Origin of the sequence: Solimonas flava DSM 18980, assembly GCF_000426685.1 — a bacterium.
Lineage (GTDB): Bacteria > Pseudomonadota > Gammaproteobacteria > Nevskiales > Nevskiaceae > Solimonas > Solimonas flava.
In genome coordinates this window covers 89914-116356 of the sequence record NZ_AUFV01000014.1, presented here as the reverse complement: position 1 = coordinate 116356, position 26443 = coordinate 89914, and the positions used below count along the sequence as shown (strand labels likewise).

The 26443-nt window shown below is 66.6% G+C and carries 22 protein-coding genes, 1 tRNA gene and 1 rRNA gene; 14 read left to right on the top strand and 10 right to left on the bottom strand.

Going from position 1 to position 26443, the window contains the following annotated elements; genetic code table 11:
- Positions 1-150, bottom strand: a 16S ribosomal RNA gene (locus tag K343_RS0115345); the annotation flags it as partial.
- Positions 151-601: 451 nt separating this feature from the next.
- Positions 602-2707: a putative bifunctional diguanylate cyclase/phosphodiesterase gene (locus tag K343_RS0115340; RefSeq protein WP_028008830.1), complete on the bottom strand. Its 2106-nt coding sequence runs from the start codon at positions 2705-2707 to the stop codon at positions 602-604.
- A 307-nt stretch (positions 2708-3014) separates the two neighbouring features.
- Between K343_RS0115340 and K343_RS24805 the strand changes: the two genes are divergently transcribed.
- From K343_RS24805 to K343_RS0115315, 5 genes are read left to right on the top strand one after another with little or no spacing between them, the layout of a single operon-like run.
- Complete coding sequence (locus tag K343_RS24805) at positions 3015-3413, top strand: TraR/DksA family transcriptional regulator (RefSeq protein ID WP_028008829.1); 399 nt, start codon at positions 3015-3017, stop codon at positions 3411-3413.
- Positions 3414-5006, top strand: a complete 1593-nt coding sequence (locus K343_RS0115330) for an efflux transporter outer membrane subunit (RefSeq protein ID WP_154662603.1) — start codon at positions 3414-3416, stop codon at positions 5004-5006. It abuts the gene before it with no gap.
- Entirely contained in the window at positions 5003-6301 is a 1299-nt protein-coding gene (locus tag K343_RS0115325) for an efflux RND transporter periplasmic adaptor subunit (RefSeq protein ID WP_028008827.1), read from the top strand. The genes K343_RS0115330 and K343_RS0115325 overlap by 4 nt, the downstream gene beginning before the upstream one ends.
- Entirely contained in the window at positions 6298-7032 is a 735-nt protein-coding gene (locus tag K343_RS0115320; protein WP_028008826.1) for an ABC transporter ATP-binding protein, read from the top strand. The genes K343_RS0115325 and K343_RS0115320 overlap by 4 nt, the downstream gene beginning before the upstream one ends.
- Positions 7033-7040: 8 nt before the next feature.
- Positions 7041-8249, top strand: coding sequence for an ABC transporter permease (locus tag K343_RS0115315; protein WP_028008825.1), 1209 nt, complete (start codon positions 7041-7043; stop codon positions 8247-8249).
- Between the two features lie 166 nt (positions 8250-8415).
- Here the strand turns inward: K343_RS0115315 and K343_RS22410 are convergent, their stop codons facing one another.
- From K343_RS22410 to K343_RS0115300, 3 genes are all read right to left on the bottom strand, one after another.
- The gene (locus tag K343_RS22410) at positions 8416-10686 is read right to left on the bottom strand and encodes a GspE/PulE family protein (protein ID WP_161628905.1); all 2271 of its coding nucleotides are present in this window, start codon (positions 10684-10686) and stop codon (positions 8416-8418) included.
- Between the two features lie 564 nt (positions 10687-11250).
- A tRNA-Pro gene (locus K343_RS0115305) sits at positions 11251-11327 on the bottom strand.
- An 8-nt stretch (positions 11328-11335) separates the two neighbouring features.
- Complete coding sequence (locus K343_RS0115300; protein ID WP_028008824.1) at positions 11336-12304, bottom strand: polyprenyl synthetase family protein; 969 nt, start codon at positions 12302-12304, stop codon at positions 11336-11338.
- A 208-nt stretch (positions 12305-12512) separates the two neighbouring features.
- Here K343_RS0115300 and rplU point away from each other — a divergent pair, with 208 nt between their 5' ends.
- The 4 genes from rplU (at position 12513) to proB (ending at position 15577) form a co-directional block, all read left to right on the top strand.
- A complete protein-coding gene (gene rplU / locus K343_RS0115295) occupies positions 12513-12827 on the top strand; it encodes a 50S ribosomal protein L21 (protein WP_020649167.1) in 315 nt (104 codons plus the stop codon).
- A 37-nt stretch (positions 12828-12864) separates the two neighbouring features.
- Positions 12865-13122 carry a 50S ribosomal protein L27 gene (gene rpmA / locus K343_RS0115290; protein ID WP_028008823.1) on the top strand — a complete coding sequence of 86 codons (258 nt, stop codon included), beginning with the start codon at positions 12865-12867 and terminating at the stop codon, positions 13120-13122.
- Between the two features lie 84 nt (positions 13123-13206).
- Positions 13207-14400 (top strand): Obg family GTPase CgtA, encoded by a 1194-nt coding sequence (cgtA, locus tag K343_RS0115285; RefSeq protein ID WP_028008822.1) that lies wholly within the window; start codon positions 13207-13209, stop codon positions 14398-14400.
- A 22-nt stretch (positions 14401-14422) separates the two neighbouring features.
- On the top strand, positions 14423-15577 hold the full coding sequence (gene proB, locus K343_RS0115280; RefSeq protein WP_028008821.1) for a glutamate 5-kinase: 1155 nt from the start codon (positions 14423-14425) through the stop codon (positions 15575-15577).
- A gap of 99 nt (positions 15578-15676) precedes the next feature.
- Here proB and K343_RS0115275 read toward each other — a convergent pair whose 3' ends face one another.
- A complete protein-coding gene (locus K343_RS0115275; protein ID WP_028008820.1) occupies positions 15677-17272 on the bottom strand; it encodes an Ig-like domain-containing protein in 1596 nt (531 codons plus the stop codon).
- Positions 17273-17495: 223 nt separating this feature from the next.
- Between K343_RS0115275 and K343_RS0115270 the strand changes: the two genes are divergently transcribed.
- The 3 genes from K343_RS0115270 to K343_RS0115260 all read left to right on the top strand — a co-directional run bounded on the left by K343_RS0115270 (position 17496) and on the right by K343_RS0115260 (position 21038).
- A complete protein-coding gene (locus K343_RS0115270; protein WP_028008819.1) occupies positions 17496-18995 on the top strand; it encodes an OmpA family protein in 1500 nt (499 codons plus the stop codon).
- A 162-nt stretch (positions 18996-19157) separates the two neighbouring features.
- Positions 19158-20432 (top strand): EAL domain-containing protein, encoded by a 1275-nt coding sequence (locus K343_RS0115265; RefSeq protein ID WP_028008818.1) that lies wholly within the window; start codon positions 19158-19160, stop codon positions 20430-20432.
- A gap of 87 nt (positions 20433-20519) precedes the next feature.
- Positions 20520-21038: a gamma carbonic anhydrase family protein gene (locus tag K343_RS0115260; protein WP_028008817.1), complete on the top strand. Its 519-nt coding sequence runs from the start codon at positions 20520-20522 to the stop codon at positions 21036-21038.
- Between the two features lie 96 nt (positions 21039-21134).
- Here K343_RS0115260 and aceB read toward each other — a convergent pair whose 3' ends face one another.
- Positions 21135-22733 (bottom strand): malate synthase A, encoded by a 1599-nt coding sequence (gene aceB, locus K343_RS0115255; protein WP_028008816.1) that lies wholly within the window; start codon positions 22731-22733, stop codon positions 21135-21137.
- Between the two features lie 118 nt (positions 22734-22851).
- Here aceB and K343_RS0115250 point away from each other — a divergent pair, with 118 nt between their 5' ends.
- Positions 22852-23772 carry a LysR family transcriptional regulator gene (locus K343_RS0115250; RefSeq protein WP_043112889.1) on the top strand — a complete coding sequence of 307 codons (921 nt, stop codon included), beginning with the start codon at positions 22852-22854 and terminating at the stop codon, positions 23770-23772.
- An 84-nt stretch (positions 23773-23856) separates the two neighbouring features.
- Here K343_RS0115250 and K343_RS0115245 read toward each other — a convergent pair whose 3' ends face one another.
- Positions 23857-24282, bottom strand: a complete 426-nt coding sequence (locus tag K343_RS0115245) for an organic hydroperoxide resistance protein (RefSeq protein ID WP_028008814.1) — start codon at positions 24280-24282, stop codon at positions 23857-23859.
- A gap of 67 nt (positions 24283-24349) precedes the next feature.
- Positions 24350-25375 (bottom strand): alpha/beta hydrolase, encoded by a 1026-nt coding sequence (locus K343_RS0115240; protein ID WP_028008813.1) that lies wholly within the window; start codon positions 25373-25375, stop codon positions 24350-24352.
- Positions 25376-25579: 204 nt separating this feature from the next.
- Here K343_RS0115240 and K343_RS0115235 point away from each other — a divergent pair, with 204 nt between their 5' ends.
- Positions 25580-26038: a MarR family winged helix-turn-helix transcriptional regulator gene (locus K343_RS0115235; RefSeq protein WP_028008812.1), complete on the top strand. Its 459-nt coding sequence runs from the start codon at positions 25580-25582 to the stop codon at positions 26036-26038.
- Positions 26039-26113: 75 nt separating this feature from the next.
- On the opposite strand, the gene K343_RS0115230 is transcribed toward K343_RS0115235, so the two are convergent.
- On the bottom strand, positions 26114-26362 hold the full coding sequence (locus tag K343_RS0115230; protein ID WP_028008811.1) for a DUF1653 domain-containing protein: 249 nt from the start codon (positions 26360-26362) through the stop codon (positions 26114-26116).
- Positions 26363-26443: the final 81 nt, after the last annotated feature.

Here is a 26443-nt window from a genome sequence, read left to right as displayed (position 1 = left end):
AGTTTCCCTGGGCTATCCCCCGCTCTGAGGCAGATTCCTATGTGTTCCTCACCCGTCCGCCGCTAACAGTATTGCTACTGCCCGCGCGACTTGCATGTGTTAGGCATGCCGCCAGCGTTCAATCTGAGCCAGGATCAAACTCTCCACTTTAAAGTGTAAAGCTTAGATCCAAATTACGCCTCGACGTGGCTAAACGTCTTTGGCGTCGAAGAGTCATCTTCGTAACTCAATTAACTTGGCTACGTTGATACTCTCATGTCACGTGGCTTCGCCACGCTCATGGGAGCACCCACACAAATCACTTGCTTGTTCTTAAAGATCTGGCTAACCCGGCGTCTCGTTACTGCGTCGCCGGTCAGCGGGGCGCGAATAATAAGGCTTTTTGAAGACACCGCAAGCACTTCTTCAAAAAAAAACACAACCTATTGAAATTAAACGATTTATATAGGATATCGGCGAGCAAATTTTATCCACCCCATGCGCCTCGCGATTCTTCTGGGCAAACTTCGCCCACTCACGCCGCCCATTCAGAGCTGATCGCCGTTGCGGCCCGTTCCATATCGAGGCGCCGCCCGATCGAGAAGCAGCGCTTGCCGCGTCGCTATGGTGACTCCGGCTGTTTGCGCACAAGGGGCAATGGACCTTTGCTCGTCCTGCCAGCCTGGGCGGCGCGCAGGCCTTTCTCGAACTCGCCGGGGGCCATCGCCTTGGCGAACAGGAAGCCCTGTCCATAGCGGTAGCCGAGCTTTATCAGTGCCGCACGTTGCTCCTCGGTTTCAATACCTTCGGCGACCGCATCGAGCTTGAGCCCCTGCGCCAGTGTCGCGACCGAGCGCACGATCGCGCAGGAGGCTTCATCCGAGGGCAGTCCGCGCACGAACGAGCGATCGACCTTGATCTCATCCAGCGGCAAGGTCTGTAGCTGACTCATCGAGGTGTAGCCGGTGCCGAAGTCATCGAGCGCGATGCGCACCCCGAGGTTGCGCAGTTCGACGAGCAATGCACGGGCGCGCTCCGGATCATTGATGATGATGGTTTCGGTCAGCTCCAGCATTAACGCGTCGCTGGGCAGCTGGTTATAGCCGAGCACGGCCCGCACGGTGCGCATCAGCTCACCCTCGAGCTGCGCGCCTGCGAGATTGACCGCCACTCTGAACTCATTGCCGATAAGGCCTTCACGGCGCCATTGCGCAACGAACGATGCGGCCTCCCACAGGATCCAGCGCCCGATGTCCTTGATCAGCCCGCTTTCCTCGGCGATCGGGATAAAACGGGCCGGCGAAATCCAGGTGTCGCCGATTCGCCAGCGCATCAAGGCTTCGGCGCCCACCCAGCGGCCGTCCTCGAGTCGTACCTTCGGCTGAAAATGGCATTCGAAAGCGCCGAGCTTGAGCGACTTGCGCAGGCTCGCCTCGATATGAATACGGTCCGACGCGTAGTCGCTCAGCTGCGGCTTGTACATCTCCAGCCGACCGCCGCCACGTCCACGGCGCAAGGTTTCCTCCAATGCCCCTTCCGCCCGCAGGATGAGCACTTCGGCGGTCGTACCGTCGAGCGGGAAAACCGAAACCCCTGCGCTGGCCGAAAGATGGAAGGTCCTGTCGCCGACCAGCACCTCGTCGAGCGCGTGCTGAATCGACGCATAGGCCTGCTCAACCGCGCGTTCCTCCATGAGATCCGAGACGGCGACAACGAAATGATCGCCTTCGGTCCGTAACGCCATGACGACTTCGTTATTCAAATCCCTCAGTTTCTTCTCGCATATCTCAAGGATGCGCTCAACTCGCGGCCGACCGTACGTCTCGACCATCGACGTCAACCGGTCGATCGCCAGCATGAAGACGGCCAGGCCCGTGCGCATGCCGACAGCTTCCTTGATGGCCAACTCGAGTTGCGGCACCAGCGCATCGGCCGCGGCAAGCCTTGCCTTGACGGTCGCCACTCCGGCCGCGGCGCGGCTGACGGCGCGCATGTCGAAGATGAGCGCCGCGTAGTGCGTGACAACGCCGCTGTCGGAGCGAATCGCGCTGAGCCGGATCTCGGCCTGATAAGACGAATTGTTACGCCGCGCGAGTTGCAGTTGGCCAATCCAGATGCCGCGTCGCTGAACCACTTTGCAGGCCCGCTCGGCCTCTGCCTTATTGGCCGAGCCCAGAATCACCTCGCACAGCGAGGCTCCGTGCAGCCGCTCTTCGGGCCAGCCGCTGATTTCACACAGCGCCTGATTCACTTCAAGAATGGTGAACGCAGGATCGCAAATCGCCAACCCGCCGACGGCCGAATCGAACGCGCGCGCGATGAGATCCGTGCGCTCGCGCCCGGTGACGTCCTTCGTGATGTCCCAGGTCAAGCCGCAAAGGCGGTGCGGACGCCCGTCCGCCGCACGTTCGACCTGACCGACGTGGCGCACGGTCAACGTCCGGCCGTCGCGGTGCCGGACGCGAAAGCGGATATCGAGGTGTTCGCTCAAACCATAAAAGCAACGACCGAGCGCGGCGCGGAAACCGGGAATGTCGTCGGCGACGATGAGCGCCTGCCAGTCCTCGGGGCGATCGCCGAGTTCGGCCTCCGCATAGCCGACCAGCGCCTTGAGCTCCGGCATGGCGCGGAAACGCCAGCCGCTCGCGGCCGGCAGATCATCTGAGCGCACGTACTCCCAGCCAGCGACATGCGCGCCGCGAACGGCATCGAGCGCCAGCTTTTCCATCAGCGACCTCCGCCCTTCGCCATGCATTCGAGGCCTCCCGCCAGCTCGTGCTTGGGCTCACGAGCGCTTTCAATGTTACGCGCAAGCAGCGATCCCGGTTTTCTGCCCAATTCGCCGGGTCGCGCCCCGCGTTCGATTATCGACGGCGAAGCCGCCCCGGACTGCAAACTGCATCTCCGCCTTACGTCCTGCCGATCGGCGGCGAACGCGAAGCGCCGAGCACGGCCGACCATTGACGCACGTCAGTCCGGTCGCGGCGCCCATGGGCTACGTTATTAGCCATATTCCAACGAATCGGGAACCGACGATGAGCACCGCTCTAGCCGAGGCGCAGCGCGCCGAATTCATGCTCAAGCTCCGCCAGCGTTATCGCGAGCTGTGGGCGGATATCCGCCGCGAGATCTCGCGCGGGGATCTGGAGACTTACCAGGACACGGCTGGCGAAACCCATGATCTCGGCGACGAGGCCACTGCCGATCTGGTCACCGACATCAATCTCGCCGACATCCATCGCGATGTCGTCGAAATTCGTGAAGTCGAAGCGGCCATCCAGCGCCTGATGGAAGGCAATTACGGCGTCTGCGCCGACTGCGGCAAGAACATCGATCCGGCGCGGCTGCGCGCCAATCCCGCAGCCCTGCGCTGCGAGCACTGCCAGGAGCGCTACGAGCAACTGCACATGCCGGCCGTCGGGCCGAGCCTGTAGTTGCAGGTCCGACGCCGACGTCGCGCGAACTCGACGGCCGAAGATGAGAAGCCGCCGCTTGGCGTCGTACCGATTCGGGATCATAAGCGTCGGAACGTGTCCATGCGAAAGCCGCACATGATGCACCGTCATCCGTATGTGCCCGCTTCGCGCGAGGTGCGGAAAGCCGTGCAGGCGGCGATGGCGCTTGCGCTGCTGATGGCTTCCGGCTGCGCGGCCAGACTCGAGCCGCTGCCGGACGACGTGGCATCACGGGTGCCGGCCAGTTGGTCGGGCACCTCGTCGGCGATGCCGGCTGCGCCGCGCGAGAGCCGCTGGTCGCTCTGGATGGTTGATCCATTGCTCGATGCATTGATGAATGAAGCACTGCAGGCAGCGCCCGACTTGCGCACGGCCGAAGCCAAGCTTGCACAAGCCCGCGCACAACGCGATCTGGCCCAGGCCGAGCGCCGGCCGAGCCTGTCGGCCAGTGCGTCGGCATCGCGTCAGCGCAGCAGCGGTGAAACCAGCACCGGCGCCACGCGCAATCTCTACGAAGCAGGTTTCGATGCCAGCTGGGAGGCCGACCTGTTCGGCCGCCTCGGCGCCGGCGTCGCCGCCGCCGAAGCCGATTTGCACAGCAGCATGGCCAACCTCGACGACGTCCACGTGACCGTGCTCGCCGAAGTCGCCCGGCTGTACTGCGAAATCGCGGTCCTGATGCAGCGGACGGCCGTCGCCGAATCCTCCGTCGAGACCCAGCGCGGCGTCACCGAGCTTGCCGAATGGCGGGCACGTGCCGGCCTCGGCAGCGAACTCGATGCGCTGCAATCGGAAGCGACGCTGGAAAAGACGCGCGCGCAGCTCCCTGTGCTGAGCAACACGCTCACGCAGACGCGGCAAAGTCTCGCCATTCTGATCGGCCAGCCCCCTGCGGCGCTCGACGCACGCCTCGGCGCGACGATCGTGCTGCCGCGCCTGCCCGAGCAGCTTGCGGTCGGCATTCCGGCCGACGTCTTGCGCCAGCGTGCCGACGTGCGCGCCGCCGAGCAGCAGTTCGTAGCCGAGGCGGCGCGGACCGCGCAGGCGCGCGCTGCGCTGTGGCCGCAACTGACGCTCAGCGGCTCGCTCGGCCTGCAGGCGCTGACGCTCGGCGCACTGACCGGCGGCGAGGCGACGACCACTGCGCTGGCCGCCGCGGTCAGCTCGCCGCTGTTGGACGGCGGCCGCCTGCGTGCGCAGTGGCGGGCGCAGGCGGCAGTGCAGCAACAAGCGGCGGTGGCGTACGAACAGACCGTGCTGAACGCCTTGGCCGACGTCGAGGCCGCCCTTGTCGAGCTGCGCACCGCACGCGAACGCAGCACGACCCTGAGCACCGCCGCCGACCGCGCACGCGAGGCCTCGCGCGTCGCGCGCATCGGCTATCAGGCCGGGCTCACCGACTTCTCCGATGTGCTCACGGCCGAGCAAAGCCAGCTCAGCATCGAGGACTCGCTGGCGACGGCGCAAGGCGACGCGCTGGCGGCCGTGATCCGCCTCTACAAGGGACTCGGCGGCGGCTGGGACACCAGCCGCGAGCGCACCCCTCCCTCGGACACCACGGGCGATTCATGAACGACACGCAAGACACCAGCCCGTCCGCCGTCGCGGCCCAGATCGGCGTCGCCGCCGGCAGCAGCAGCAACTGGCGCAAACGCGCCCGCCGCTTTTGGCCGCTGGCGCTGATCGTCATGGCTCCACTTGCGTGGTGGATCTGGCATCTGGCTTTCGGCACTACGCCGCTGCGCTATGAAACCGAAGCGGTCACGCGCGGAGATCTGGTCGTCAAAGTCTCGGCGACCGGTAAGCTGCAGCCGACGACGCAGGTCGATGTCGGCAGCGAGTTGTCGGGCATCATCGAGACGGTCTCGGTCGAAGACAACGACCGCGTCAGCAAGGGCCAGGAACTGGCGCGACTCGACACGTCCAAGCTCGAGGACCAGGTCGCCAACAGCGAAGCAGCCGTGCTGGCTGCGCAGGCCACGCTGCAGATGAATCAGGCGGCGACCTTGCAGGCGCGCGGCGATTTCGAGCGCGCGCAGCAGGCCTGGCAGCTGTCCGCCGGCAAGCTGCCGTCGAAAAGCGATCTCGCCGCCGCCGAAGCGACGCTGGCCAAGGCGGTCGCCAGCGAAGCGGCCGCGAAAGCGGCGATCGCCGAAGCGCAGGCGACGCTGCGCGCCGATCGCACCAATTTGCGCAAGGCCGTGATCCGTTCGCCGATCGACGGCGTCGTGCTGCTGCGCGACGTCGAGCCGGGCCAGACCGTCGCCGCCACGCTGCAGGCGCCGGTACTGTTCACGCTGGCGCAGAGCCTGACGCAGATGGAGCTGCATGCCGATATCGACGAAGCCGACGTCGGCCAGGTGCAGGCCGGACAGGCCGCCTCGTTCACCGTGGACGCTTATCCGGATCGACGTTACCCGGCGACGATCAAAAGGGTGCGCTACGGCGCCGAGACGACCAACGGCGTCGTCACCTACCAGGGCGTGCTGCAGGTCGCCAACGAAGACCTCAGCTTGCGCCCCGGCATGACCGGCTCGGCCAGCATCATCACGCAGCAGCGTCAGCAGGTCCTGCTGGTCCCCAATGCGGCGCTGCGCTACGCCCCACAGACCAGCGCTGCCGCCAGCCAGCAGGGCAGCTCGGTCACCAGCCTGCTGATGCCCCGCATGCGGCAGGACGCCGCCAAGACCGCAACCACCGTCATCGCCCAGGGCAGCGAACAAACCGTATGGATACTCGACGCTGATCAGACTCCGCACGCGGTGAAGATCACGGTCGGCGCAAGCGATGGTCGGCAAACCGAGGTCGTTTCCGGCGCTCTCAAACCCGGCGACCTCGCGGTTGTCGACAGTGAGGTCGCACCGTGAGCGCCGACGGCCAGCCGGCGCTGATCGAGCTGCGGCAGGTCACCAAAACCTACGGTCAGGGTCAGGCCGCGTTCCAGGCGCTGGCTGGCATCGACCTGAGCATCGAGCGAGGCGAGTTCGTTGCCGTGATGGGACCGAGCGGCTCCGGCAAATCGACGGCGATGAACATCATCGGCTGCCTCGATACCCTAAGTAGTGGCAGTTACCGCTTCTGCGGCGTGCCGGTGGAGACACTGACGCGCGACCAGTGCGCGCGCCTGCGGCGCAGCTATCTCGGCTTCGTCTTCCAGGGCTTCAACCTGCTGCGGCGGACTTCGGCGCTGGAAAACGTCGAGCTGCCGCTGCTGTACCGCGGCGAGAGCGCGGCGACACGCGCCCGGCTCGCCCGTGAGGCGCTCGCCGATGTCGGCCTGTCCGGCTGGGAGCAGCATACGTCCGCCGAGCTGTCCGGCGGCCAGCAGCAGCGCGTCGCGATCGCTCGCGCGATCGTCACACGCCCGGCGGTGCTGCTCGCCGACGAGCCGACCGGCAACCTCGACACACAGCGCAGCCGCGAAATCATGGAGCTGATCAAGCGCCTGAACACCGAACGCGGCATCACCGTGGTGATGGTCACGCACGAGCCGGATATGGCGGCGATGGCGCGGCGCATCGTGCACTTCATCGACGGCCGCATCGCCGCCGATGCGTCGGCGAGCGATGCCGCAGCCCTCGCCAGAGCCCGCGCGTGAACACCACGATGTTATGGAATACGCTGCTGCTCGCGGCGCGCGAGATCCGCCGCAACCTGATGCGCTCGGCGCTGACGATGCTCGGCATCGTCATTGGCGTCGCCGCCGTAGTGACGATGGTGACGCTCGGCAATGGCGCGACCGCTTCGGTCGCCGCGCAAATCGCCAGCCTCGGCAGCAATCTGATCCTGGTGATGCCCGGCCAGCGCATGGGGCGCCCGACCAGCGGCAGCGTCGCACCGAACCTGAGGCTGTCCGACGCCGACGCGATCGACACGCAGATCACCGGCGTCGAGCGCGTCTCGCCGGTGGTGTCGAAATCGGTGACGGCCGTGGTGGGCGCCAAGAACTGGAAGACCTCGGTGACGGGCGCCGGCAACACGTACCTCGGCGTCGCACGCTGGGAACTCGTCAATGGCCGAGAGTTCAGCGAGGCCGAGGAACGCGGCGGCAAATCGGTCTGCATCATCGGCGACCGCGTGCGCCGCGAGTTGTTCGGCAGCAGCGACCCGCTCGGCAGCGAGCTGCGCCTGCAAAGCTTCAGCTGTCAGGTGATCGGTCTGCTCAAGGCCAAGGGCCAAGGCTCGATGGGCAACGACCAGGACGACTTCGTACTGATCCCGCTGCGCACGGCGCAGCGACGCCTGGCCGGCAACACCGACGTCAACATGGTCATGGTCTCGGCCCGCGACGGCGCCTCGACCGAGCGCATCAAGGAGCGCATCACGCTGCTGATGCGGGAACGGCGCAACGTCCGCGAGGGACAGGACGACAATTTCAACGTGCTCGACACCAAGCAGATCTCCGACACGCTGTCCGGCACGATGCAGATCCTCACGCTGCTGCTTGGCGCGGTGGCGGCGGTGAGCCTGCTGGTCGGCGGCATCGGCATCATGAACATCATGCTGGTCAGCGTCACCGAGCGCACCCGCGAAGTCGGCATTCGCCTGGCGATCGGCGCCCTGGAACGCGAAGTGCTGCTGCAGTTCCTGGTCGAAGCCGTCACGCTGTCGGCGGTCGGTGGCCTGCTCGGCATCCTCCTGGCGACGGTCGCCTCGATCACGCTCTCGCAGTTCATGGATCTGCCGTACAGCTTCGACGTCGGCATCAACCTGCTCGCCTTCGTGTTCTCGGCGGCGATCGGTGTCGCCTTCGGCTACACGCCGGCCAAGCGCGCCGCGCGACTCAATCCGATCGAAGCATTGCGCCACGAATAACGCCGGCATTTCCGGCGACGCGCGTGCGCCGTGCGTGACGTATGCCGTATGCCCTCGCAAAGCCGCATCGCCTCCGAAGCGGCGATGGGCCGCCAGGCCCGGCCTGCCGACCTGCCGGCGGGAGATTCCTCTGGCGTTCGCTGCGCCGCGAGGCCGCGACAGCGCTTCAGGTGAAAGCGGCGCGCGCGCTCGGCAGGTCTACGATGCCCGCCAGCACCTTGTCGATGCCGTCCTGACGCAGCATGCGCATGCCGGCCTCCTGGGCTGCAGCAACGATCTGCGGGACGGTGCCGTGAGCTCGAATCAGATCCTTGACCTTGGGCGTCGCCGGCAACAGCTCGTAGAAACCGATGCGGCCGTGATAACCGTTGCGGCAAACCTGGCAGCCCTGTGCCTCGTAGAGCGTGACCTGTGCGGATCCGCCGTGGGTCCAGCGCGCAATGACATCGGCCGCACGTTCCGCGGTGCCGACGCAGTATTCGCGTGCCAGCTGGCCGATCTCCGCGTCGCTGATGATGCGAGGCTTGCGGCAGTGCATGCACAGCTTGTGCGCGAGTCGCTGCGAAAGCACACCGATCAGCGCGTCCGAGAAATTGAACGGATCCATGCCGAGTTCGAGCAGGCGCACCACGCTTTCGGCCGCACTGTTGGTATGCAGCGTCGACAGCACGAGATGACCCGTCAGCGAGGCTTCGATGCCGATCTTGACGGTTTCCGCATCGCGCATCTCGCCGACCATGATCACGTCCGGGTCGGCGCGCAGGAATGCGCGCATGGCGGACGCAAAAGTCCAGCCGGTCTTGGCGTTGATCTGCACCTGGCGCAGGCCGTGCTGGGTGATCTCGATCGGGTCTTCCGCGGTCCAGATCTTGATGTCCGGCCGGTTGATGTGACGCAGCACCGAGTGCAGCGTCGTGGTCTTGCCCGAGCCCGTCGGTCCACAAACCAGGATCAGTCCGTAGCTGTGCGTGACCATTTCCCGCAGCACGGACAGATCGCGCTCGCCAAGCCCGAGTTCCGGGAGCGGCAGCGGATCGACACCCCCCAGAATGCGCATGACGACGTCCTGCAAGCCGTTCGCGGTCGGGATGATCGCCACGCGCAATTCGATCGGGACCGGCCCGAACCGGCCGAAATCGATCTTGCCGTCCTGCGCGTGCCAGTGCTCGGAGGTGTCGAGGCCCGCCATGATCTTGATGCGCGACACCAGCGCGTTGCGGAACGACGGCTGCAGCTGCAGATAGTCCTCGAGGTCGCCATCGCGACGGAAACGAACGCGCGTTTCCTGATTGCGCGGATTGCTCTCGATGTGAATGTCGGAGGCGCCCTTGGCATGGGCGTCGACGATGATTTTGTGAACGAGCCGGACCAGCGCGCTGTCCGTCACCGCCGCGTCGGCGTGCGGCGCGCCCTGCATGCGCGGCGCCTCGCGCGCGACCTGCGAGACAAGCTCCGCCAGATTTTCCTCGGCCTCGTTGTCGAAGCCCGGATACTCGCCGTCGGCCGCCGCGCCTGTCGCACTGTCGCCGTATTCCTGGGCGATGCGCAGGCGCAGATCGGCGCCGTTGGCGATGACGGGCACGATGTTCAGTCCGGTCTCGAAACGGACCCGGCGCAGATCGACCGAGAGCGGATTCTCGACGGCAACGACCAGCTGATCGGCCGAATGCAGGAGCGGAAGCACTTGCCCTGCCATCGCGGTAGCACTGCTGATCGAGTGCAGCGTCTGCTGATCGACAGCGAAATCGCGGACGTTCACGAACGGAATACCGAGCTTCTCCGACAGCGAGACCTGAATCTCGCGCTGGCTGACGACTCCCATTTCGACCAGGATGTCGCCGAGGCGGCGGCTGCGGTTCTCGCGCTGCACGGCGAGCGCCCGATCCAGCTGCTCGCGCGTCACCAGGTGCTCGCGCACGAGGAACTCGCCGAGCTTGATATTCGGCACGCGCTTTTGCTGATCGAGGGCGCGCAGCAGGTCGTCGACCGAGACCACGGCGTAATCGGTCAGATACTCGCCGAGCCGCCGGCTACGCAACCTCGCCTGCAGATCCAGCGCATCGCCGATGACCTTGCGATCGATGGCATGTCGACTGGAGAGCGTCTCACCGATCAGCGCACCGATACGCAGATCGGCGAGTTGCTCGCTCGGCACGAAGCACGCGGTCGTCAGCGAAGATCCGGGCACGATCAGGTTGAGGTACACACCCTCCGGATTCTTGACGAAGCCGCGCGTCTTGCCGTCGAGATGCTGGCCGTCGGGGAACTGCACGGTGAACGCCGTCTCCAGCGCCACCGCGCTGTCTTGAACGCCCAGTTGACGCAGCGCGTCCTCGTCGAGGCTGAGCTGTCGCGGCACATCCAGTCGCAACAGGTGAATGTCGGCCAGACGAATCGAAATCGGGGCCGACGTCGCCGCCGGCAGCAGCTCGGCCACGCGTCGTTCGGCGGAAATGGCGACGAGCTGGCCGGCGCGCACCTCGCCCGAGGTGAGTTCGACCGTGCAACGACCTCGAACCTCGGGAGGCGGCAGCCCGGCGCGAAAGAATGGGGGCATGGGCCAAGCGAATCCGGCTGCGTCCGTTGTCACAGGTGATTCTCCCCCGAACCTTTCTCGTGATGAGCGGAACGCCTGCCGGGGGCGGCAATCGGCCGTGGCCCCTGGCACCGTAAGCGCCTTTTGCTGAGCCTAGTGTCTCTGCCACGCCGCGTCACGGTCCAGAGCCCCGCCACCCCCGGAACGGGTCACACCGCCGCGGCAAGCCGGGGCTGGGACAGCGAGACCAAGGACTGCCTGCCCCACGGGCGCCGAGTCCGGACTTCATGCCGAGTTCCGCACGGCGCACGTCCTTGGCGACGACCGCGAAGCGAGCTGTCCGGTCCGCGGCGCCTCCCGCGGCCACACGGGGAGACGCCGTCACCCGAGCAAGGTCAGGTTCTGCGGCGTGGCGGATGCGCAAAAACGAAAAGGCCGCTGAAGATCAGCGGCCTTTTGTCTGTCTGGTCGGGGTGACAGGATTCGAACCTGCGACCTCTTGCTCCCGAAGCAAGCGCTCTACCAAGCTGAGCTACACCCCGTTTTCGGATCAGGCGGCGCGGTTCGTATTGAACCGGGCCAACTCGATCATCGCCGCCTTGTGAGGTGAATCGGGAAGATCACCGAGCGAATCGATCGCTTTTCGGCTGTGCCGTTCAGCGAGGGCGCGAGTGTAAGGAATCGCCCCGGTGGATTCAACTGCTTTCAGCACCTCGGCGAGCTGGTCGACCCGACCGTGCGAGATGGCATCGCGAATCAGCGTGCGTTGTTCGTCGCCGCCGTTCTTCATCGCATGGATCAGCGGCAGCGTCGGCTTGCCTTCGGCGAGGTCCGTGCCGACGTTCTTGCCGCTGACAGCGGCATCCGCGGTGTAATCGAGCACGTCGTCAACCAGCTGGAAGGCCAGCCCCAGATGATGACCATAATCGTGCAGGCGTTGCTGGACGGATTCATCCTGCCCGGCGGCGATCGCACCGAGCCGGCAACCGGCTTCGAACAGTCGCGCAGTCTTCAGTTCGATCACGCGCATGTAGCGCGCCTCGTCGGTATCCGGGTCGCCGCAGTTCAGCAGCTGCAGGACCTCACCTTCGGCGATCGCATTGGTGGCGTTGGCCATGACGTCCATGACCTGCATGCGCCGCGACTCGACCATCATCTGGAAGGCGCGCGAATAGAGGAAGTCGCCGGACAGCACGGCGCCAGCGTTGCCCCAGACGGCATTGGCCGTCTTGCGGCCGCGGCGCAGACCGGATTCGTCGACGACGTCGTCGTGCAGCAGCGTCGAGGTGTGGATGAACTCGATCATCGCCGCATGCAGCACCGGCTCGTCGGTCTTGCAGCCGAGCGCGCGCGCCGCCATCAGCACGAGCGCCGGGCGCAGACGCTTGCCGCCGGCCGAGGTGATGTAGTGGCCGATTTCGCTGATGAGCGCGACTTCCGAGCGCAGCCGGGCGTGTATCGTCTCGTCCACCTGCCGCATGTCGTCGGCGATGGGAGCTAGGATGTTCTTGAGGTCCATAGGGGCGGCGCGATGCTAGGCGGAGTTACGCTTGGCCGTCAATGACTTAGGAATCTCCGCCGGAGGGCCGCCCGGGTCGCGCTGCAGCGCGCCACGCAGTGAGAATCTGTTGACGTTTCAAGGGGGCATCCCTACAATCACGCGCTTCATTCGGGCCGGGCAGCGTAATCGCCGCGGCTTACAATCAAAATTAGATTTGGAGTCAACGATGTACGCCGTGATCAAGACGGGTGGCAAGCAGTACAAGGTCGCCCAGGGCGATACGCTAAAGATCGAATCGCTGACGGCGGAAGTCGGCAGCGTCGTGTCGTTCGACGAAGTGCTGATGGTCGGCGAAGGCGAGCAGATCAAGGTCGGCACGCCGACCGTCGCCGGCAGCGCCGTCAAGGCGGAAGTGCTCGGCCACGGCCGCGGCGACAAGATCCGCATCGTCAAGCACCGCCGCCGCAAGCATTATCACAAGGAACAGGGCCATCGTCAGAACTTCACCGAAGTGAAGATCACCGAGATCGTCGGCGCCTAAGCCGGCCACCCTTTCCCAGGATTCAGGAGCACCCAACATGGCACACAAAAAGGCAGGCGGCAGCACTCGCAACGGCCGCGACTCCGAGGCCAAGCGACTCGGCGTCAAGAAGTTCGGCGGCGAGAACGTCGTCGCAGGCAACATCATCATCCGCCAGCGCGGCACGCAGTACCACGCCGGCGTCGGCGCGGGCCTCGGCAAGGATCACACGATCTTCGCGCTGGTCGAGGGCAAGGTGCAGTTCCGCCAGCGCGGTCCGGCCGGCAAGCTCCACGTCGACATCGTTCCGGCCTGAAGCATTGCGCTTTTTCGCAAAAGAGCCCCGGAAACGGGGCTTTTTTGTGCGCTACTCTCTTGCGCACCCAGCAGGGACTGAACGATGAAGTTTGTTGACGAGGCCAAGATCCGCGTCGAAGGCGGCAAGGGCGGCAATGGCTGCATCAGCTTCCTGCGCCTCAAGTACATGCCGTTCGGTGGCCCCGACGGCGGCGACGGCGGCGATGGCGGCAGCGTCTGGGCGGTGGCCGACGCCAATCTGAACACCCTCGCCGATTTCCGCTACACGCGCCTGTTCAAGGCGCAGCCGGGCGTCAACGGCCAGGGCTCGAACTGCACCGGCGCTGCCGGCGCCGATCTCGACATCCGCGTGCCGCTCGGCACGCGCATCTTCGACGACGGCACCGAGGAGCTGATCGGCGAGCTGACCCGCGACGGCCAGCGCGTGAAGGTCGCCCAGGGCGGCAGCCGCGGCCTCGGCAACCCGCACTTCAAGTCGTCGGTCAACCGTACGCCTTACAAGGCCACGAAGGGTTCGCCCGGCGACGTACGCGAGCTGCGCCTCGAACTGTCGCTGATGGCCGACGTCGGCCTGCTCGGCCTGCCGAACGCCGGCAAGTCGACGCTGCTCGCCTCGGTGTCGGCGGCACGCCCGAAGATCGCCGACTATCCGTTCACGACGCTGTATCCGCAGCCGGGCGTGGTCGCGGTCGGCCCGTCGCGCTCGTTCGTGATGGTCGACATCCCGGGCCTGATCGAGGGCGCCGCCGAAGGCGCCGGCCTCGGCATCCGCTTCCTGAAGCATCTGCAGCGCACGCGCCTGATGCTGCATCTGGTCGACGTCATGCCGCCGGATGGCTCGGACATCGTCGCCAACATCCGCACCATCAACGCCGAGCTCAAAGCCTTCAGCGACGAACTCGCCGCGCGCGAACAGTGGCTGGTGTTCAACAAGATCGACGTGATGCCGGAGGCCGAATGGCAGGCGCTCGTCAAGCAGGCACTGAAGAAGCTGCGCTGGAAGGGCCGCTGGTTCGCGATATCGGCTGCTTCGCACGCCGGCTGCGACGAGCTGGCCGAAGCCGCGATGCAATGGGTCGAGACGCACGCACCGTCGGCGACGCCGACGCTGTCCGCCGAAGCGTCGGCGCCCGTGGCCGCCACTCCGGTCAAGCGCAACCGCGCGGCGCCGCGCCGCACGAGCGCAGAGCCGGTGCCGAACAAGGACCTCGGCCGCAACGTCACGCGCAGCACGCGCGCCCGCCGCTCGAAGGCGAGCAAGCGCCCCCTCGACTGAATTTTCGTTTCTCCGCTCTGCCATGACGGTCTCCCCCGCCCCCGCCGCCGGCGCTGCCCGCGGCAAGCTCGTCGAAACGCATCGTTGGGTCATCAAGGTCGGCAGCTCGCTGGTGACCGCCAAGGGCCGCGGCCTCGACCATGACGCCATTCGCGACTGGTGCTCGCAAATCGCCGCGCTTCGCGCCGCCGGCAAGCAGATCGTGCTGGTGTCGTCCGGCGCGGTCGCCGAAGGCATGGCGCGACTCGGCATCAAGAAGCGGCCGGGCGCGCTGCATGAACTGCAGGCTACGGCCGCGGTCGGCCAGATGGGACTGGTACGGGCCTACGAGGCCGAATTCCACCGCCATGGCATCGAAGCTGCGCAGATCCTGCTGACCCATGAGGACGTCGCCGATCGCGGCCGCTACCTCAATGCCCGCGGCACGCTGAACACGCTGCTCGAATTCGGCGTGGTGCCGGTCGTCAACGAGAACGACACCGTCGCCACCGACGAGATCCGCCTCGGCGACAACGACACGCTCGGCGCCCTGACCGTCAACCTGATCGAGGCCGACCTGCTGGTCCTGCTGACCGACCAGGAAGGCCTGTTCGAAGCCGATCCCCGGGTACAACCCGACGCACGCCTGGTCAGTGAGGCTTCGCTGACCGACCCGCGCCTCGTCGACATGGCGGGTGACAGCAAGGGCGTGCTCGGCCGCGGCGGCATGCGCACCAAGCTCAACGCCGCCTACACGGCCGCGCGCTCCGGCGCCGCGACGGTGATCGCCCACGGCCGCAAGCCGGATGCGCTGCTACAGATCGCGCAGGGCGCGATGATCGGCACGCTGCTGACGCCGGCACAGGGGGTGATGACGGCGCGCAAGCGCTGGATCGCCGGCCAGCTGCAGGTGCGCGGCCGGCTGCATCTCGATGCGGGCGCGGCGCGCGTGCTGCGCGAGCAGGGCCGCAGCCTGCTGCCGGTCGGCGTCCGCCGGGTCGAAGGGCACTTCTCGCGCGGCGATCTGGTCGCGCTGCTCGATCCGGACGGGCACGAAATCGCGCGCGGACTCAGCAACTACGACGCCAATGACGCAGCCCGCATCGCCGGCGCCAAGGGCAACGAGATCGCCGAACGGCTCGGCCACGTCGGCGAGCCGGAACTGGTCCACCGCGACAACCTCGTCGTCCGCAGCTGAGCTCGCACTTCGGACGCCCGGCCCGGCGGGCCGCGGCCTCCCGCCGCAAACGAAAAGGGCGCCTTGCGGCGCCCTTTTCACATCTGCAGCTGACGCGCCTTATTCCGGCAGGCAGGCGTTCGACACCCGGATCGCCTTGCCGCTCAGATTCACCTGCGCGACGCCGGCGTTGTTGCCGAGGCGGAAACGGCGGTACTCGACATTGGCCGGCGGCACGTAGGACACCTTCACCGTGTCGTAGCCCGGGACCAGATTCAGCCCGAGCAGCGTCAGGTCAAGCGCGTTGATGCCGCCATTCGAAGCTGCGACGCGACCGGTCAGCGAATCGTCACCGCCGGCATCCGAGTGCAGCGAGATGTAGAGAATGTTGAACAGCCCGAGGTTCAGCACCGGGAAAGTGCCCTGATCGATGGCGATCAGGAAGCTGACTTCCTTCGGCGCCGGGCCGGTGTTGAGCGCCGGCGCAGCGTCGTCCTTCAGCGCGACGTTGATCGCGGTCTCGCCGCCGAGCAGCGCCACGTTATTAGTCAGCGTCGCATAGTTGCTGTCGTCGGCGTCGATCACGTTGCCGGCGTCGTTCGCCGAGCAGATCAGGCACAGCACCGGCACGAACCAGCCGCTGGCGACGAACTGATCATCGCGCGCCGGGTTCGTGCAGCTGGCGTCGGCGACGATCACGTCGCGCGCCGCCGTCGCACTGCCGCCACCGACCGGCGCGACCTTCAGCGTCGCGCGAATCTTCAGCGTGCCCTTGGCCGTACCGCTGACATTGCCGCTGGCGTCGATGTCGGCCAGCGTGCTGTCGGCCGGCTCCTTGGTCCAGTTCAGCTTGTCGTCGGCGACGATGCCGGTCGTCCCGTCCGTGTAGACGGCGATCGCCACCGCCTTCAGCGTCGCGCCCTGGGTCAGCTTCAGAGCCGTGGTCGGCGCCGGATCGGCGGCCGCCGGCACCGCATCGCTCTCCCACTGCACCTGCTTGAGACTGACGATCGCGGCACTGCTGACCGTCACCGCGAAACTGGCGGTGATCGGCGTCGAGCCGTCACGCTGCAGCACCGGATCACCGCCGAGCGTCTTGAGCGCCGCCGTCACCAGCACCGGCGCAGCGCTGACCTGCAGGGCCGAAGCGGTGGTCGTCGGCCCTTCGGTCGGCGCCACGGCAACGCTCGTATCGTTACCGGAGGTCCACGGCACCAGATTGTCGGCGCTGGAAATCAGACGCTCGGAGCCGTCGGAATAGACGCCGTAGGCGTAGATCTGCACGGACTGGCCGACCGCGACCGACGCCTGCGTCGCGCCACTGAGCGTGCGCACCACCATGTTGCGAATCACTGCCGCGCCGACGTTCAGCTGGGCGCTGGCCTGATGGTCGCCGAGGCTGGCGGTGATGCCGGCGGTGCCGACCTGCGTGCCGGTCGCCACGCCGCTGGCGTTGATCGTCGCGACGCTGGTGTCGTTGCTCGCCCAGCTCACCGACGAAGTGATCTCGCGCGTCTCGCCGGTCTGTCCCGGCGGCGCCGAATAAAGCCCGTAGGCGCGGAACTGCACGGTCTCGCCCAGAGCGACCGATCCCGTGGCCGGCTCGATCGAGATCGACTCGAGCTCCGCGGTGAAATCGGGACTCTTGATGCTGCCATCCCCGCAAGCCGCCAACGCGAGCGCGAATAGCGCGGCCAGTAAGCGAACTGCCTTCATTTCGAAACTCCCTCTTCCTACAACTTCCGTGTCTGGACGGCGATCCCCAGCCCGCCCCATGTTTACTGCGTTCCTTTTCGCAATCATAATCGAGAACGCCTCACGAAAGAGAGCGCGGACAACGAAATCGCGGTGTGCGATTCGTCGCGATGGCGTCTTTTCAAATCGGGTAGAAGACGCGTGCAGGGATGCCGAGAGCGGTTCTAGGGATGGGAGACAACTAATGCGGAAGTTCGGATGGCTCATGCTGGCCGGCGCGCTGTGGTCGGGCGCCGCGGCAGCAGAGGTGGAGTACGACGGGCGCTGGTACGTATCGCCGTCCGTCGGCGTGATCTTCTCTGACAAGAACGACGTCGACGTCGGGCCGATGGGCTCGATCGCCGTCGGTCGGTCGATCGCGCCCTGGCTCGGCATCGAAATCGAGGGCGGCTACAGCAAGCTCGACGTGTCCGACCTGTCGTCGAGCAACGACTACAGCCGCGCGGTGCTCGGCTTCAACGTCATGCAGTACCTGGCCGGCGAGAAGGCGACGGTGCGTCCGTACCTGCTCGGCAACCTCAACGGCCACTACATCAACTTCCTCGATGAGAACATCGGCGGCGCCGGCGTTGGCGTCGGCCTCGGCACGTTCTTCAACCTGACGCAGAACCTCGACCTGCGCCTCGAAGGCCGTTACAACCTCGACTTCATCAGCGGCAAGGGCGCCGTCCAGGACGACACGTTCTACGTGTGGACCGCCGGCGTCGGCCTGCGCTGGAAGTTCGGCGCCGATCCGAACGACGACGACGGCGACGGCGTGCCCAACTCGCGCGACAAGTGCCCGGGCACGCCGAAGGGCGTGACCGTGTACTCGGACGGCTGCCCGACCGACCTCGACGGCGACGGCGTGCCGGACTATCTCGACAAGTGCCCGAACACGCCGAAGGGCGTGCAGGTCGGCGCCGACGGCTGCGAGCTCGACTCCGACGCCGACGGCGTGCCGGACGTCCGTGACCGCTGCCCGAACACGCCGAAGGGCGTGCAGGTCGACGTCAACGGCTGCCCGCTCGACTCCGACGGCGACGGCGTACCGGACTATCTCGACAAGTGCCCGAACACGCCGCCCGGCACCAAGGTCAACGCCGACGGCTGCTCGTCGAACGACTCGGATGGCGACGGCATTCCGGACGACCTCGACCGCTGCGCGAACACGCCGAAGGGCGTCGCCGTCGGTCCGGACGGCTGCCCGCTCGACTCCGACGGCGACGGCATCCCTGACTACCTCGACGAGTGCCCGCACTCGCCGCCGGGCGCCAAGGTGCTGCCGAACGGCTGCGCGCTGGTCGGCGACTGCCGCAAGCCGCGTCCTGGCGAACAGGTCGACGCCAACGGTTGTGCGATCGACAAGAACTTCGTGCTCAAGGGCGTGAAGTTCGAGTTCGACTCGGATCGCCTGACCGAAGAAGCCAAGCGCATTCTCGCCCAGGTGGCCACGACCCTGCAGGCCTACCCGAACGTCAACGTCGAGGTCGAAGGCCATACCGACAGCATCGGCTCGGATTCGTACAACCTCGGCCTGTCCGAGCGCCGTGCGATCGCGGTCAAGAAGTATCTGGGCGACCATGCCGTCGCCGCCAAGCGCATGACGCCGGTCGGCTATGGCGAAACCCGCCCGATCGATTCGAACGAAACCGAGACCGGACGCGAGAACAACCGTCGCGTCGAGCTCCACGTCGTCGAATAAGACACGCTGCGGCTTACTTCGAAAGCCCCGCTCCGGCGGGGCTTTTCTTTTGTGCGCCGGATCAACGGATGCATCGCCGTTCGGCCCCGACCGACGGCAGACGCCTTCAGGAAGCCGTCATGGACGCCGCTAAGGGAGACGTAAGCCGTTGATGGCCCCGCCATGTCCAACTCCAACTTCGAACGGTTCTGCCGTCAGCTCAGCGAATGGAACGCCTTCCCCGGCGCCGTGCTGGTGCACGTCGACATCCGCCAGATGCGCAGCATCAACCAGTGGGCGGCGCCCGGCATCGGCGACGAGCTGATCGGCCGCACGCTGACGGAGCTGCGCGACTGGGCCGGCCGGCACGGCCTGGCATGCCGCCTGTGGAGCAATGAATTCGTCGCCGCCAAGCCGATCGACCATGGCCAGACTGCGATCGACGAGAGCCACGCGCTGCGCGAGCGCCTTTGCGCGATCCGCTACCCGTCCATCCTCGGTGAAAGCGCGCTGGGCGTGTCGATCGGACTCGTCACCACACAGATCCGCAAGCCGGACTGGCGTCAGCTGCTCACGCAGGCCAGCGACGCCTGCCAGGAGGCCAAGCGCCGGGGCCTGAACCAGATCGTCAGCGGCAATCGCGGCCTGGCCGCGCCTACCGCCGCGCACCGCGACGCCGGCGCCGTCCTGAACTTCCGGCGCCTGCGCCAGGAGCAGCGTCTGGCGTTATTTCCGCAACCGGTGATGGACATCCGCGGCACCAAGCCGCGCCTCGCCAAGGCCGAGTTTCTGCTGCGCATGGAACAGCGCGGCGAGTTCCTGCCGCTGCCGGCGGGCACGATCGAAACGCTCGAGTACTTCGGCCTGACGCCGGAACTCGACGCCTTCACCGCGCAGTCCGTGCTCGGCTGGATCGATCAGAACGCGGACCTGGTGCGCCGTCTCGACGGCCTGACGATGAACCTGTCGGCGCGCTCGGTCGCCGACGCACGCTTCATGCAGAAGCTGTTCGCCGACGTGCGCGCGCTGCGCCCGCCGCCCGGCAAGCTCGGCTTCGAAATCACCGAGACGGCCGCGATCGAGCAGCTCGATGTCGCCGCCGACATCATCGCCGACTTCCGTGCGATCGGCTGCACCTTCAGCCTCGATGACTTCGGCTCCGGCCTGTGTTCGTTCGGCTACCTGCACCGCCTGCCGGTCAGCGAGGTGAAGATCGACGGCCGCTTCGTGCGCGACATCGTCGACGATCCGCTCGCCCAGGAGATCGTGCGCGCGATCCGCCAGGTCGCCCACGCCGCCGGCAAGAAGACCGTCGCCGAGTTCGTCGACGACCCGCGCAAGCTCGCGCTGCTGCAGCGCATCGGCGTCGACTACGCGCAAGGCTTCCTGTTCTATCCGGCGATCCCGTCGGAGCGCCTCGCCGCGCTGCTGCGCGAACCCGCCGTCGTCGAGTTCTGAGAGGCCGGGCGTAACGCGCCGAGACATCGGCAAATGCCGGCCGCTTCGCCGACAATGCGCGCCTGCCCTTTTTCGCTGGAGACCCGCATGCTCTACCGCCTCGGCGACCGCCGTCCGCAATTCGACGGTCCGCACTGGATCGCGCCGAACGCCACCGTCATCGGCTCGGTGCACTGCGCCGCCAACGTCAGCATCTGGTTCAACGTGACGATCCGCGGCGACAACGACGAGGTCCGCATCGGCGAGAACAGCAATATCCAGGAAGGCTCGGTGCTGCATACCGATCCTGGTCTGAAGCTCGTGGTCGGCGCCAACTGCACGATCGGCCACATGGTGATGCTGCACGGCTGCGAGATCGGCGACAACACGCTGATCGGCATCGGCGCGGTGGTGCTGAACCGCGCGAAGATCGGCCGCAACTGCATCGTCGGCGCGCAGTCGCTGGTCACCGAGGGCAAAAGCTTTCCGGACAACTCGCTGATCGTCGGCTCACCGGCCAAGGTCGTGCGCACGCTGTCCGATCAGGAAGTGCAGATCCTCAGGATGCAGGCGCTGCACTACGTCGACAACGCCCGGCGCTTCGCGGAGCAGCTGCAGCCGCTCTGAAGCCCCCGGCGCGCTCAAAGCGCCGGCAACGAAAAAGGCCGCGCGGTGCTCCGCGCGGCCTTTTCAGTTCAGCAGGCTGATCGACGCGATCGCGTCTTACGCCATGGCCTCGTACAGCGGCAGCGTCAGGAACTCCGGGAAGTTCTGCGACAGTGACATCTCCTCGAAGATCTTGGCGGCCTGATCGTAGGTCGCGGTGTCTTCGCCAGCCGCGGTGACGGTCGCCTTCACCTTGGCAAGCTCCTCCGGAATGATCGCGCGGACCATCGCTGCGTCGACCTTGCGGCCGTCGTCGAGCTTGCCCTTCGGGCTGACCACCCACTGCCAGATCTGCGAGCGGCTGATCTCGGCGGTGGCGGCGTCTTCCATCAGATTGTGGATCGGCACGCAACCGTTGCCTGCGAGCCAGGCGCCGAGATAGTGGATGCCAACGTTGATGTTGTTGCGCACGCCGGCCTCGGTGATCGGCTGCTCCGGCTGGAAGTTCAGCCAGTCCTTCGGGCCGTAGGTGTCGTCGCGCTGCTTGTCCCACTGGTTCGGGCGGTCGCCGAGCACCTTCTGGAACTCTTCCTGCGCGAGCGACACGAGGCCCGGGTGCGCGACCCAGCCGCCGTCGAAGCCGTCGCGCGCGTCGCGCGCCTTGTCGTTGCGGATGCCGGCCATCGCCTTGTCGTTGGCGACCGGATCGTTCTTGATCGGAATCAGCGCGCTCATGCCGCCCATCGCCGGTGCGCCGCGCTTGTGGCAGGCCTTAACCAGCGCCAGCGCGTAGGCGCGCATGAACGGCACTTCCATCGTGATGACGCTGCGCTGCGCGAGGCAGAAATCGGTGTTGCGCTTGAACTTCTTGATGCACGAGAAGATGTAGTCCCAGCGGCCGGCGTTGAGGCCGGCGCTGTGGTCACGCAGTTCGAACAGGATTTCTTCCATCTCGAACGTGGCGAGAATGGTCTCGACCAGCACCGTCGCCTTGATCGTGCCCTTCGGCAGACCGATGTGCTCCTGGGCCATCACGAAGATGTCGTTCCACAGGCGCGCTTCGAGATGGCTCTCCATCTTCGGCAGGTAGTAGAACGGACCGGCGCCGCGCGCGATCTGTTCCTTGGCGTTGTGGAAGAACACCAGCGCGAAATCGAAGATGCCGCCGGACACGCGCGCGCCGTCGACCAGCACGTGCTTCTCGTCGAGATGCCAGCCGCGCGGACGGATCTGCAGCGTCGCGATCTTGTCGTTGAGCCGGTATTCCTTGCCCTTCTCGTTGGTGAAGCTGATCTGGCGGCGGATCGCGTCGTACAGATTCACCTGGCCCTGGATCTGGTTGAACCAGTTCGGGCTGTTCGAGTCCTCGAAGTCCGTCATGTACGAATCGGCACCCGAGTTGAACGCATTGATGATCATCTTGCGTTCGACCGGCCCGGTGATTTCGACGCGGCGGTTCTCCAGCGCCTTCGGCAGCGGCGCGACCTTCCAGTCGCCCTCGCGGACATGCTTCGTTTCCGGCAGGAAGTCCGGCAGCTCACCGGCGTCGATGCGCGCCTGACGTTCGACGCGCTTCTTCAGCAGCTCCTGGCGGCGCGCTTCGAACGCGCGGTGCAGCTTGGCGACGAACTCCAGCGCGTCCGGCGTCAGGATCTCGTCGAAGCGCGGATGGATCGGTGCGTTGATCTGCATCCCGGCGGGCAGTTTGAGCGTCATGGGAAGGCTCCGGTGGGTTTTCGAATGCCGCGCATGATAGGCCCCCGCGCCCCGCGATTGAATGCACTACACTGCAAATCATCTTTTACTTTATGTATGAAATAAGGCCGCCCTCACCGTGAACCCTTTACGTGAGATCGAGACCTTCGTGCAGGTCGCGCAGCGCGGCAGCCTGTCGGCGGCCGCCCGCGCGCTCGACCTCACGCCGGCCATGATCGGCCGTCGCATCGACGCCCTCGAGGCGCGGCTCGGCGTGCGCCTGATGACGCGGACCACGCGCAGCCTGACGCTGACCGCCGAGGGCAGCGCCTTTCTCGAGGACTGCCAGCGCATCCTCGACGACCTCGCCACCGCCGAGGCCGCGGTCAGCCACGGCGGCCGCAGCGCCAGCGGCCATCTGCGCATCACCGCGCCGGCCGGCTTCGGCCGGCGCCACGTCGCACCGGCGGTCGCCGATTTCCTCGACCAGCATCCGGAGCTGGCCGTCTCGCTCGACCTGTCCGATCGCATCGTCGATCTCGCCAACGAGAACATCGATTGCGCGATCCGCGTCGGCGAGCTGACCGATTCGCGCCTCGTGCGCGTGCGCCTCGCCGAGAACCGCCGCGTCGTGGTGACGAGCCCCGCCTATCTGGCGCGGCGCGGCGCGCCGCGCCATCCCGACGAGCTGACCCAGCACGACGGCCTGAGTCTCGGCGAGACCGGCGGCCAGGCGCGCGGCTGGAGCTTCATCGTCGACGGTCAATTGCGCAGCGTCCGCCCGCGCGGCCGCTTCGACTGCAACGACGGCGCCGTGCTGCACGAGTGGGCCCTGGCCGGCCGCGGCCTCGCCTGGCGCTCGATGTGGGAAGTCGGCGACGACCTAGCGCAAGGCCGCCTCGTCGAAGTGCTGGCCGACTACGCCGCGCCCGCAAACGGCATCTACGCGCTGTTCCTCGAACGCCGCCACCTGCCGCTGCGGACGCGGCTATTCGTCGAACATCTGAAGAAAACCTTCGGCGATCCGGGCTACTGGCAGGACACCGCGCCGCGGACCTGAAGCGTCGTCAGAGCGCACGCCACCCGGACGACAGAAACCCCGGCCCGCCTGCGCGGGACCGGGGCCTTTACGTCGGCGGTCGACTCAGAGCACCGTCAGCCGCACGTCGATGTTGCCGCGCGTCGCGTTCGAGTACGGGCAGACCTGATGGGCCTTGGCGACCAGCGCCTCGGCGTCGGCGCGGGCCAAGCCCGGCAGCGCCACCTGCAGCTCGATGTCGAGCCCGAAGCCGCCCTCCGAGCGCGGGCCGATGCCGACGATCGCCTTGACCGTGGTGTCGACCGGCACCTTCGGGCCGCCCTGCGAGGCGACGAACTTCATCGCGCCGATGAAGCAGGCCGAGTAGCCGGCGGCGAACAGCTGCTCCGGATTGTTGCCGGCGCCGCCGGCGCCGCCCAGCTCGCGGGGCGTCGTCAGCTTGATGTCGAGGCTGCCGTCCTCGACGACGCTGCGGCCGTCACGGCCGCCGGTGGCGGTGGCGCTGGTGCGATAAAGAACCTGGGTGCTCATGGCATGACTCCTGATTGGATTGGATAAAAGTCGGGTTGAGGAACTAAGAAAAGCGCGTGATGGCCGCTCAGCGGGCCAGCGCCCGGCGCAACGCGGCATTGGCCTGATCGATCGCGGCACGCGTCGCCGGCGACGCGGCGAGGCCGTTGAGCATCACGAAGTCGTGAATCGTGCCGAGATAGCGGACCTGCGTGACCGGGACGCCGGCGCGCGCCAGCTTGGCGGCGTAGGCCTCGCCTTCGTCGCGCAGCACGTCGTTCTCGTCGGTGATGACGAGCGCCGGCGGCAGGCCCTTGAGTTGCTCCAGCGAAGCCCGCAGCGGCGAGGCCGTCGGCTCGCGTCGCTTGGCGGCGTCGGGCAGGTAGGCGTCCCAGAACCACGCCATCGCCGCCCGGGTCAGCCACGGACCGTTGGCGAATTCGCGGTACGAGCCCGTGTCGAAATCGGCGTCGGTGACCGGATAGAACAGCAGCTGGAAATCGATCTGCGGACCGCCGCGCTGCTTGGCAAGCAAGGTGTTCGCCGCCGCCATGTTGCCGCCGACGCTGTCGCCGGCGACGGCCAGCCGCGAGGCGTCGACCTTGAGCTCGGCGGCGTGCTCGGCGACGTATTTCAGCGCCGCATAGCCCTGCTCCAGCGGTACCGGATACTGCGCCTCCGGCGAGCGGTCGTAGTCGACGAACACCACCGCCGCCTGCGCGCCGTTGGCGAGTTCGCGGATCAGGCGATCGTGCGTATCGGTGCCGCCGAGCACCCAGCCGCCGCCGTGGAAGTAGACGATGACCGGCAGCAGCTCGGTCTTCTTGCCGGCCGGGCGCATGATGCGCACGCGCACCTGACCGGTCGGCCCGGTCTTCAGCACGCGATCCTCGATCTCGGCCGCCAGCGTGGCGACCGCGCCGGACTGGGCACCGGACAGTACCTGCCGGGCGTCGGCGGGCGACAGCGTGTAGATCGGCTTGCCGCCTTGGGCGGCGACGGCATCGAGGAAGGCCTGCGTGCCGGGTTCGACGGAGGCGGCGAAGCTCGCCGAAGCGGCGCTCAGCGCGCCGGCGGCCGCAGCGATCCTGGCAGTTCTGGCAATAGGGCTCATGACGTAAGTTCCTTCTGTCGGTGTGTGGAGAAGCGACCGGATGGAATCGACGGAAGGAATATTACGAACAATTAAATTGCTTGCAAAATATTTGTTCGAAATTAAAAAGGCGGCGCTTATGCCCTTTGATTGCGTACAATTGAATTGCGCCGCCAGGCCTCCACAGGCCTGGCGTCAGAACCATCTGGCCACGGAGAGCCCGCCATGCCGAACCGGAATGCCGACGACGACGCCCTGCTCGCGCTGTCGAATCAGCTGTGTTTCGCCGTCTATTCGACGGCGCTGGCCTTCAATGGCGTCTACAAGCCGCTGCTCGACGGGCTGGGCCTGACCTACCCCCAGTACCTCGTGATGCTGGTGCTGTGGGAGCGCGACGATGTGCCGGTCAAGGACATCGGTCAGCTGCTGCACCTGGATTCCGGCACGCTGACGCCGCTGCTCAAGCGGCTCGAAGCCGCCGGTCTGGTGTCGCGCCAGCGCAGCGCCCGCGACGAGCGGCAGGTGCGGATCACGCTGACCGAGGCCGGCCGTGCGCTGCGCGAGCGCGCCAAGGCGGTGCCGCAAGGCATCTTCGCCGCCTGCGGCCTGTCGACGCCGACGCTGCTGAAGCTCAAGGACGAGCTGATCGCGCTGCGCGATCGCCTCGACGCCGCCAGCGGATAGAGCAGCGCACCGCCCGGTGCCGACCTCGCCACGCCGGCAGGCGCGCGCGGCGACCGGCGCTGGACCGCTCCGGAATCAGTCGGCCGGCTGTTCGTGACCGACGTAGACGAAGCGCGGCACCGGTGCCGCGCCTGGCGCGACAACCACCGCCTCGTTCCAGACCGACAAACGGCGCGTGCTCATCGGCAGACCGTCGCGCGGATACAGGCGCGTGTAGACCACCACGGTTTCGTTGCTCTCGTCCTCACGCGCCAGACCCAGCGCGAGGTAGTAGCGGCCCTTGTAGTGACGGTAGACGCCGGGGCGGAAATCAGCGTTCGACATGGCGCGACGGACGGTGGATGAGGCCGGCCAGCATCGCAGATCGCGCACGCCGGCGCCCGCGCGCGTCCCTCGTCTGTCCGG

Excerpts from the sequence above, each read along its gene's own strand:
- cgtA (WP_028008822.1), top strand. The coding sequence starts at position 13,207 with ATGAAGTTTGTTGACGAGGCCAAGATCCGCGTCGAAGGCGGCAAGGGC.
- K343_RS0115245 (WP_028008814.1), bottom strand. The coding sequence starts at position 24,282 with ATGAGCACCCAGGTTCTTTATCGCACCAGCGCCACCGCCACCGGCGGC.
- K343_RS0115240 (WP_028008813.1), bottom strand. The coding sequence starts at position 25,375 with ATGAGCCCTATTGCCAGAACTGCCAGGATCGCTGCGGCCGCCGGCGCG.
- K343_RS0115300 (WP_028008824.1), bottom strand. The coding sequence starts at position 12,304 with ATGGACCTCAAGAACATCCTAGCTCCCATCGCCGACGACATGCGGCAG.
- K343_RS0115235 (WP_028008812.1), top strand. The coding sequence starts at position 25,580 with ATGCCGAACCGGAATGCCGACGACGACGCCCTGCTCGCGCTGTCGAAT.
- K343_RS0115315 (WP_028008825.1), top strand. The coding sequence starts at position 7,041 with ATGTTATGGAATACGCTGCTGCTCGCGGCGCGCGAGATCCGCCGCAAC.
- K343_RS0115275 (WP_028008820.1), bottom strand. The coding sequence starts at position 17,272 with ATGAAGGCAGTTCGCTTACTGGCCGCGCTATTCGCGCTCGCGTTGGCG.
- aceB (WP_028008816.1), bottom strand. The coding sequence starts at position 22,733 with ATGACGCTCAAACTGCCCGCCGGGATGCAGATCAACGCACCGATCCAT.
- K343_RS0115260 (WP_028008817.1), top strand. The coding sequence starts at position 20,520 with ATGCTCTACCGCCTCGGCGACCGCCGTCCGCAATTCGACGGTCCGCAC.
- K343_RS24805 (WP_028008829.1), top strand. The coding sequence starts at position 3,015 with ATGAGCACCGCTCTAGCCGAGGCGCAGCGCGCCGAATTCATGCTCAAG.
- K343_RS0115265 (WP_028008818.1), top strand. The coding sequence starts at position 19,158 with ATGTCCAACTCCAACTTCGAACGGTTCTGCCGTCAGCTCAGCGAATGG.
- K343_RS0115270 (WP_028008819.1), top strand. The coding sequence starts at position 17,496 with ATGCGGAAGTTCGGATGGCTCATGCTGGCCGGCGCGCTGTGGTCGGGC.
- K343_RS0115230 (WP_028008811.1), bottom strand. The coding sequence starts at position 26,362 with ATGTCGAACGCTGATTTCCGCCCCGGCGTCTACCGTCACTACAAGGGC.
- rplU (WP_020649167.1), top strand. The coding sequence starts at position 12,513 with ATGTACGCCGTGATCAAGACGGGTGGCAAGCAGTACAAGGTCGCCCAG.
- K343_RS0115325 (WP_028008827.1), top strand. The coding sequence starts at position 5,003 with ATGAACGACACGCAAGACACCAGCCCGTCCGCCGTCGCGGCCCAGATC.
- K343_RS0115340 (WP_028008830.1), bottom strand. The coding sequence starts at position 2,707 with ATGGAAAAGCTGGCGCTCGATGCCGTTCGCGGCGCGCATGTCGCTGGC.
- rpmA (WP_028008823.1), top strand. The coding sequence starts at position 12,865 with ATGGCACACAAAAAGGCAGGCGGCAGCACTCGCAACGGCCGCGACTCC.
- proB (WP_028008821.1), top strand. The coding sequence starts at position 14,423 with ATGACGGTCTCCCCCGCCCCCGCCGCCGGCGCTGCCCGCGGCAAGCTC.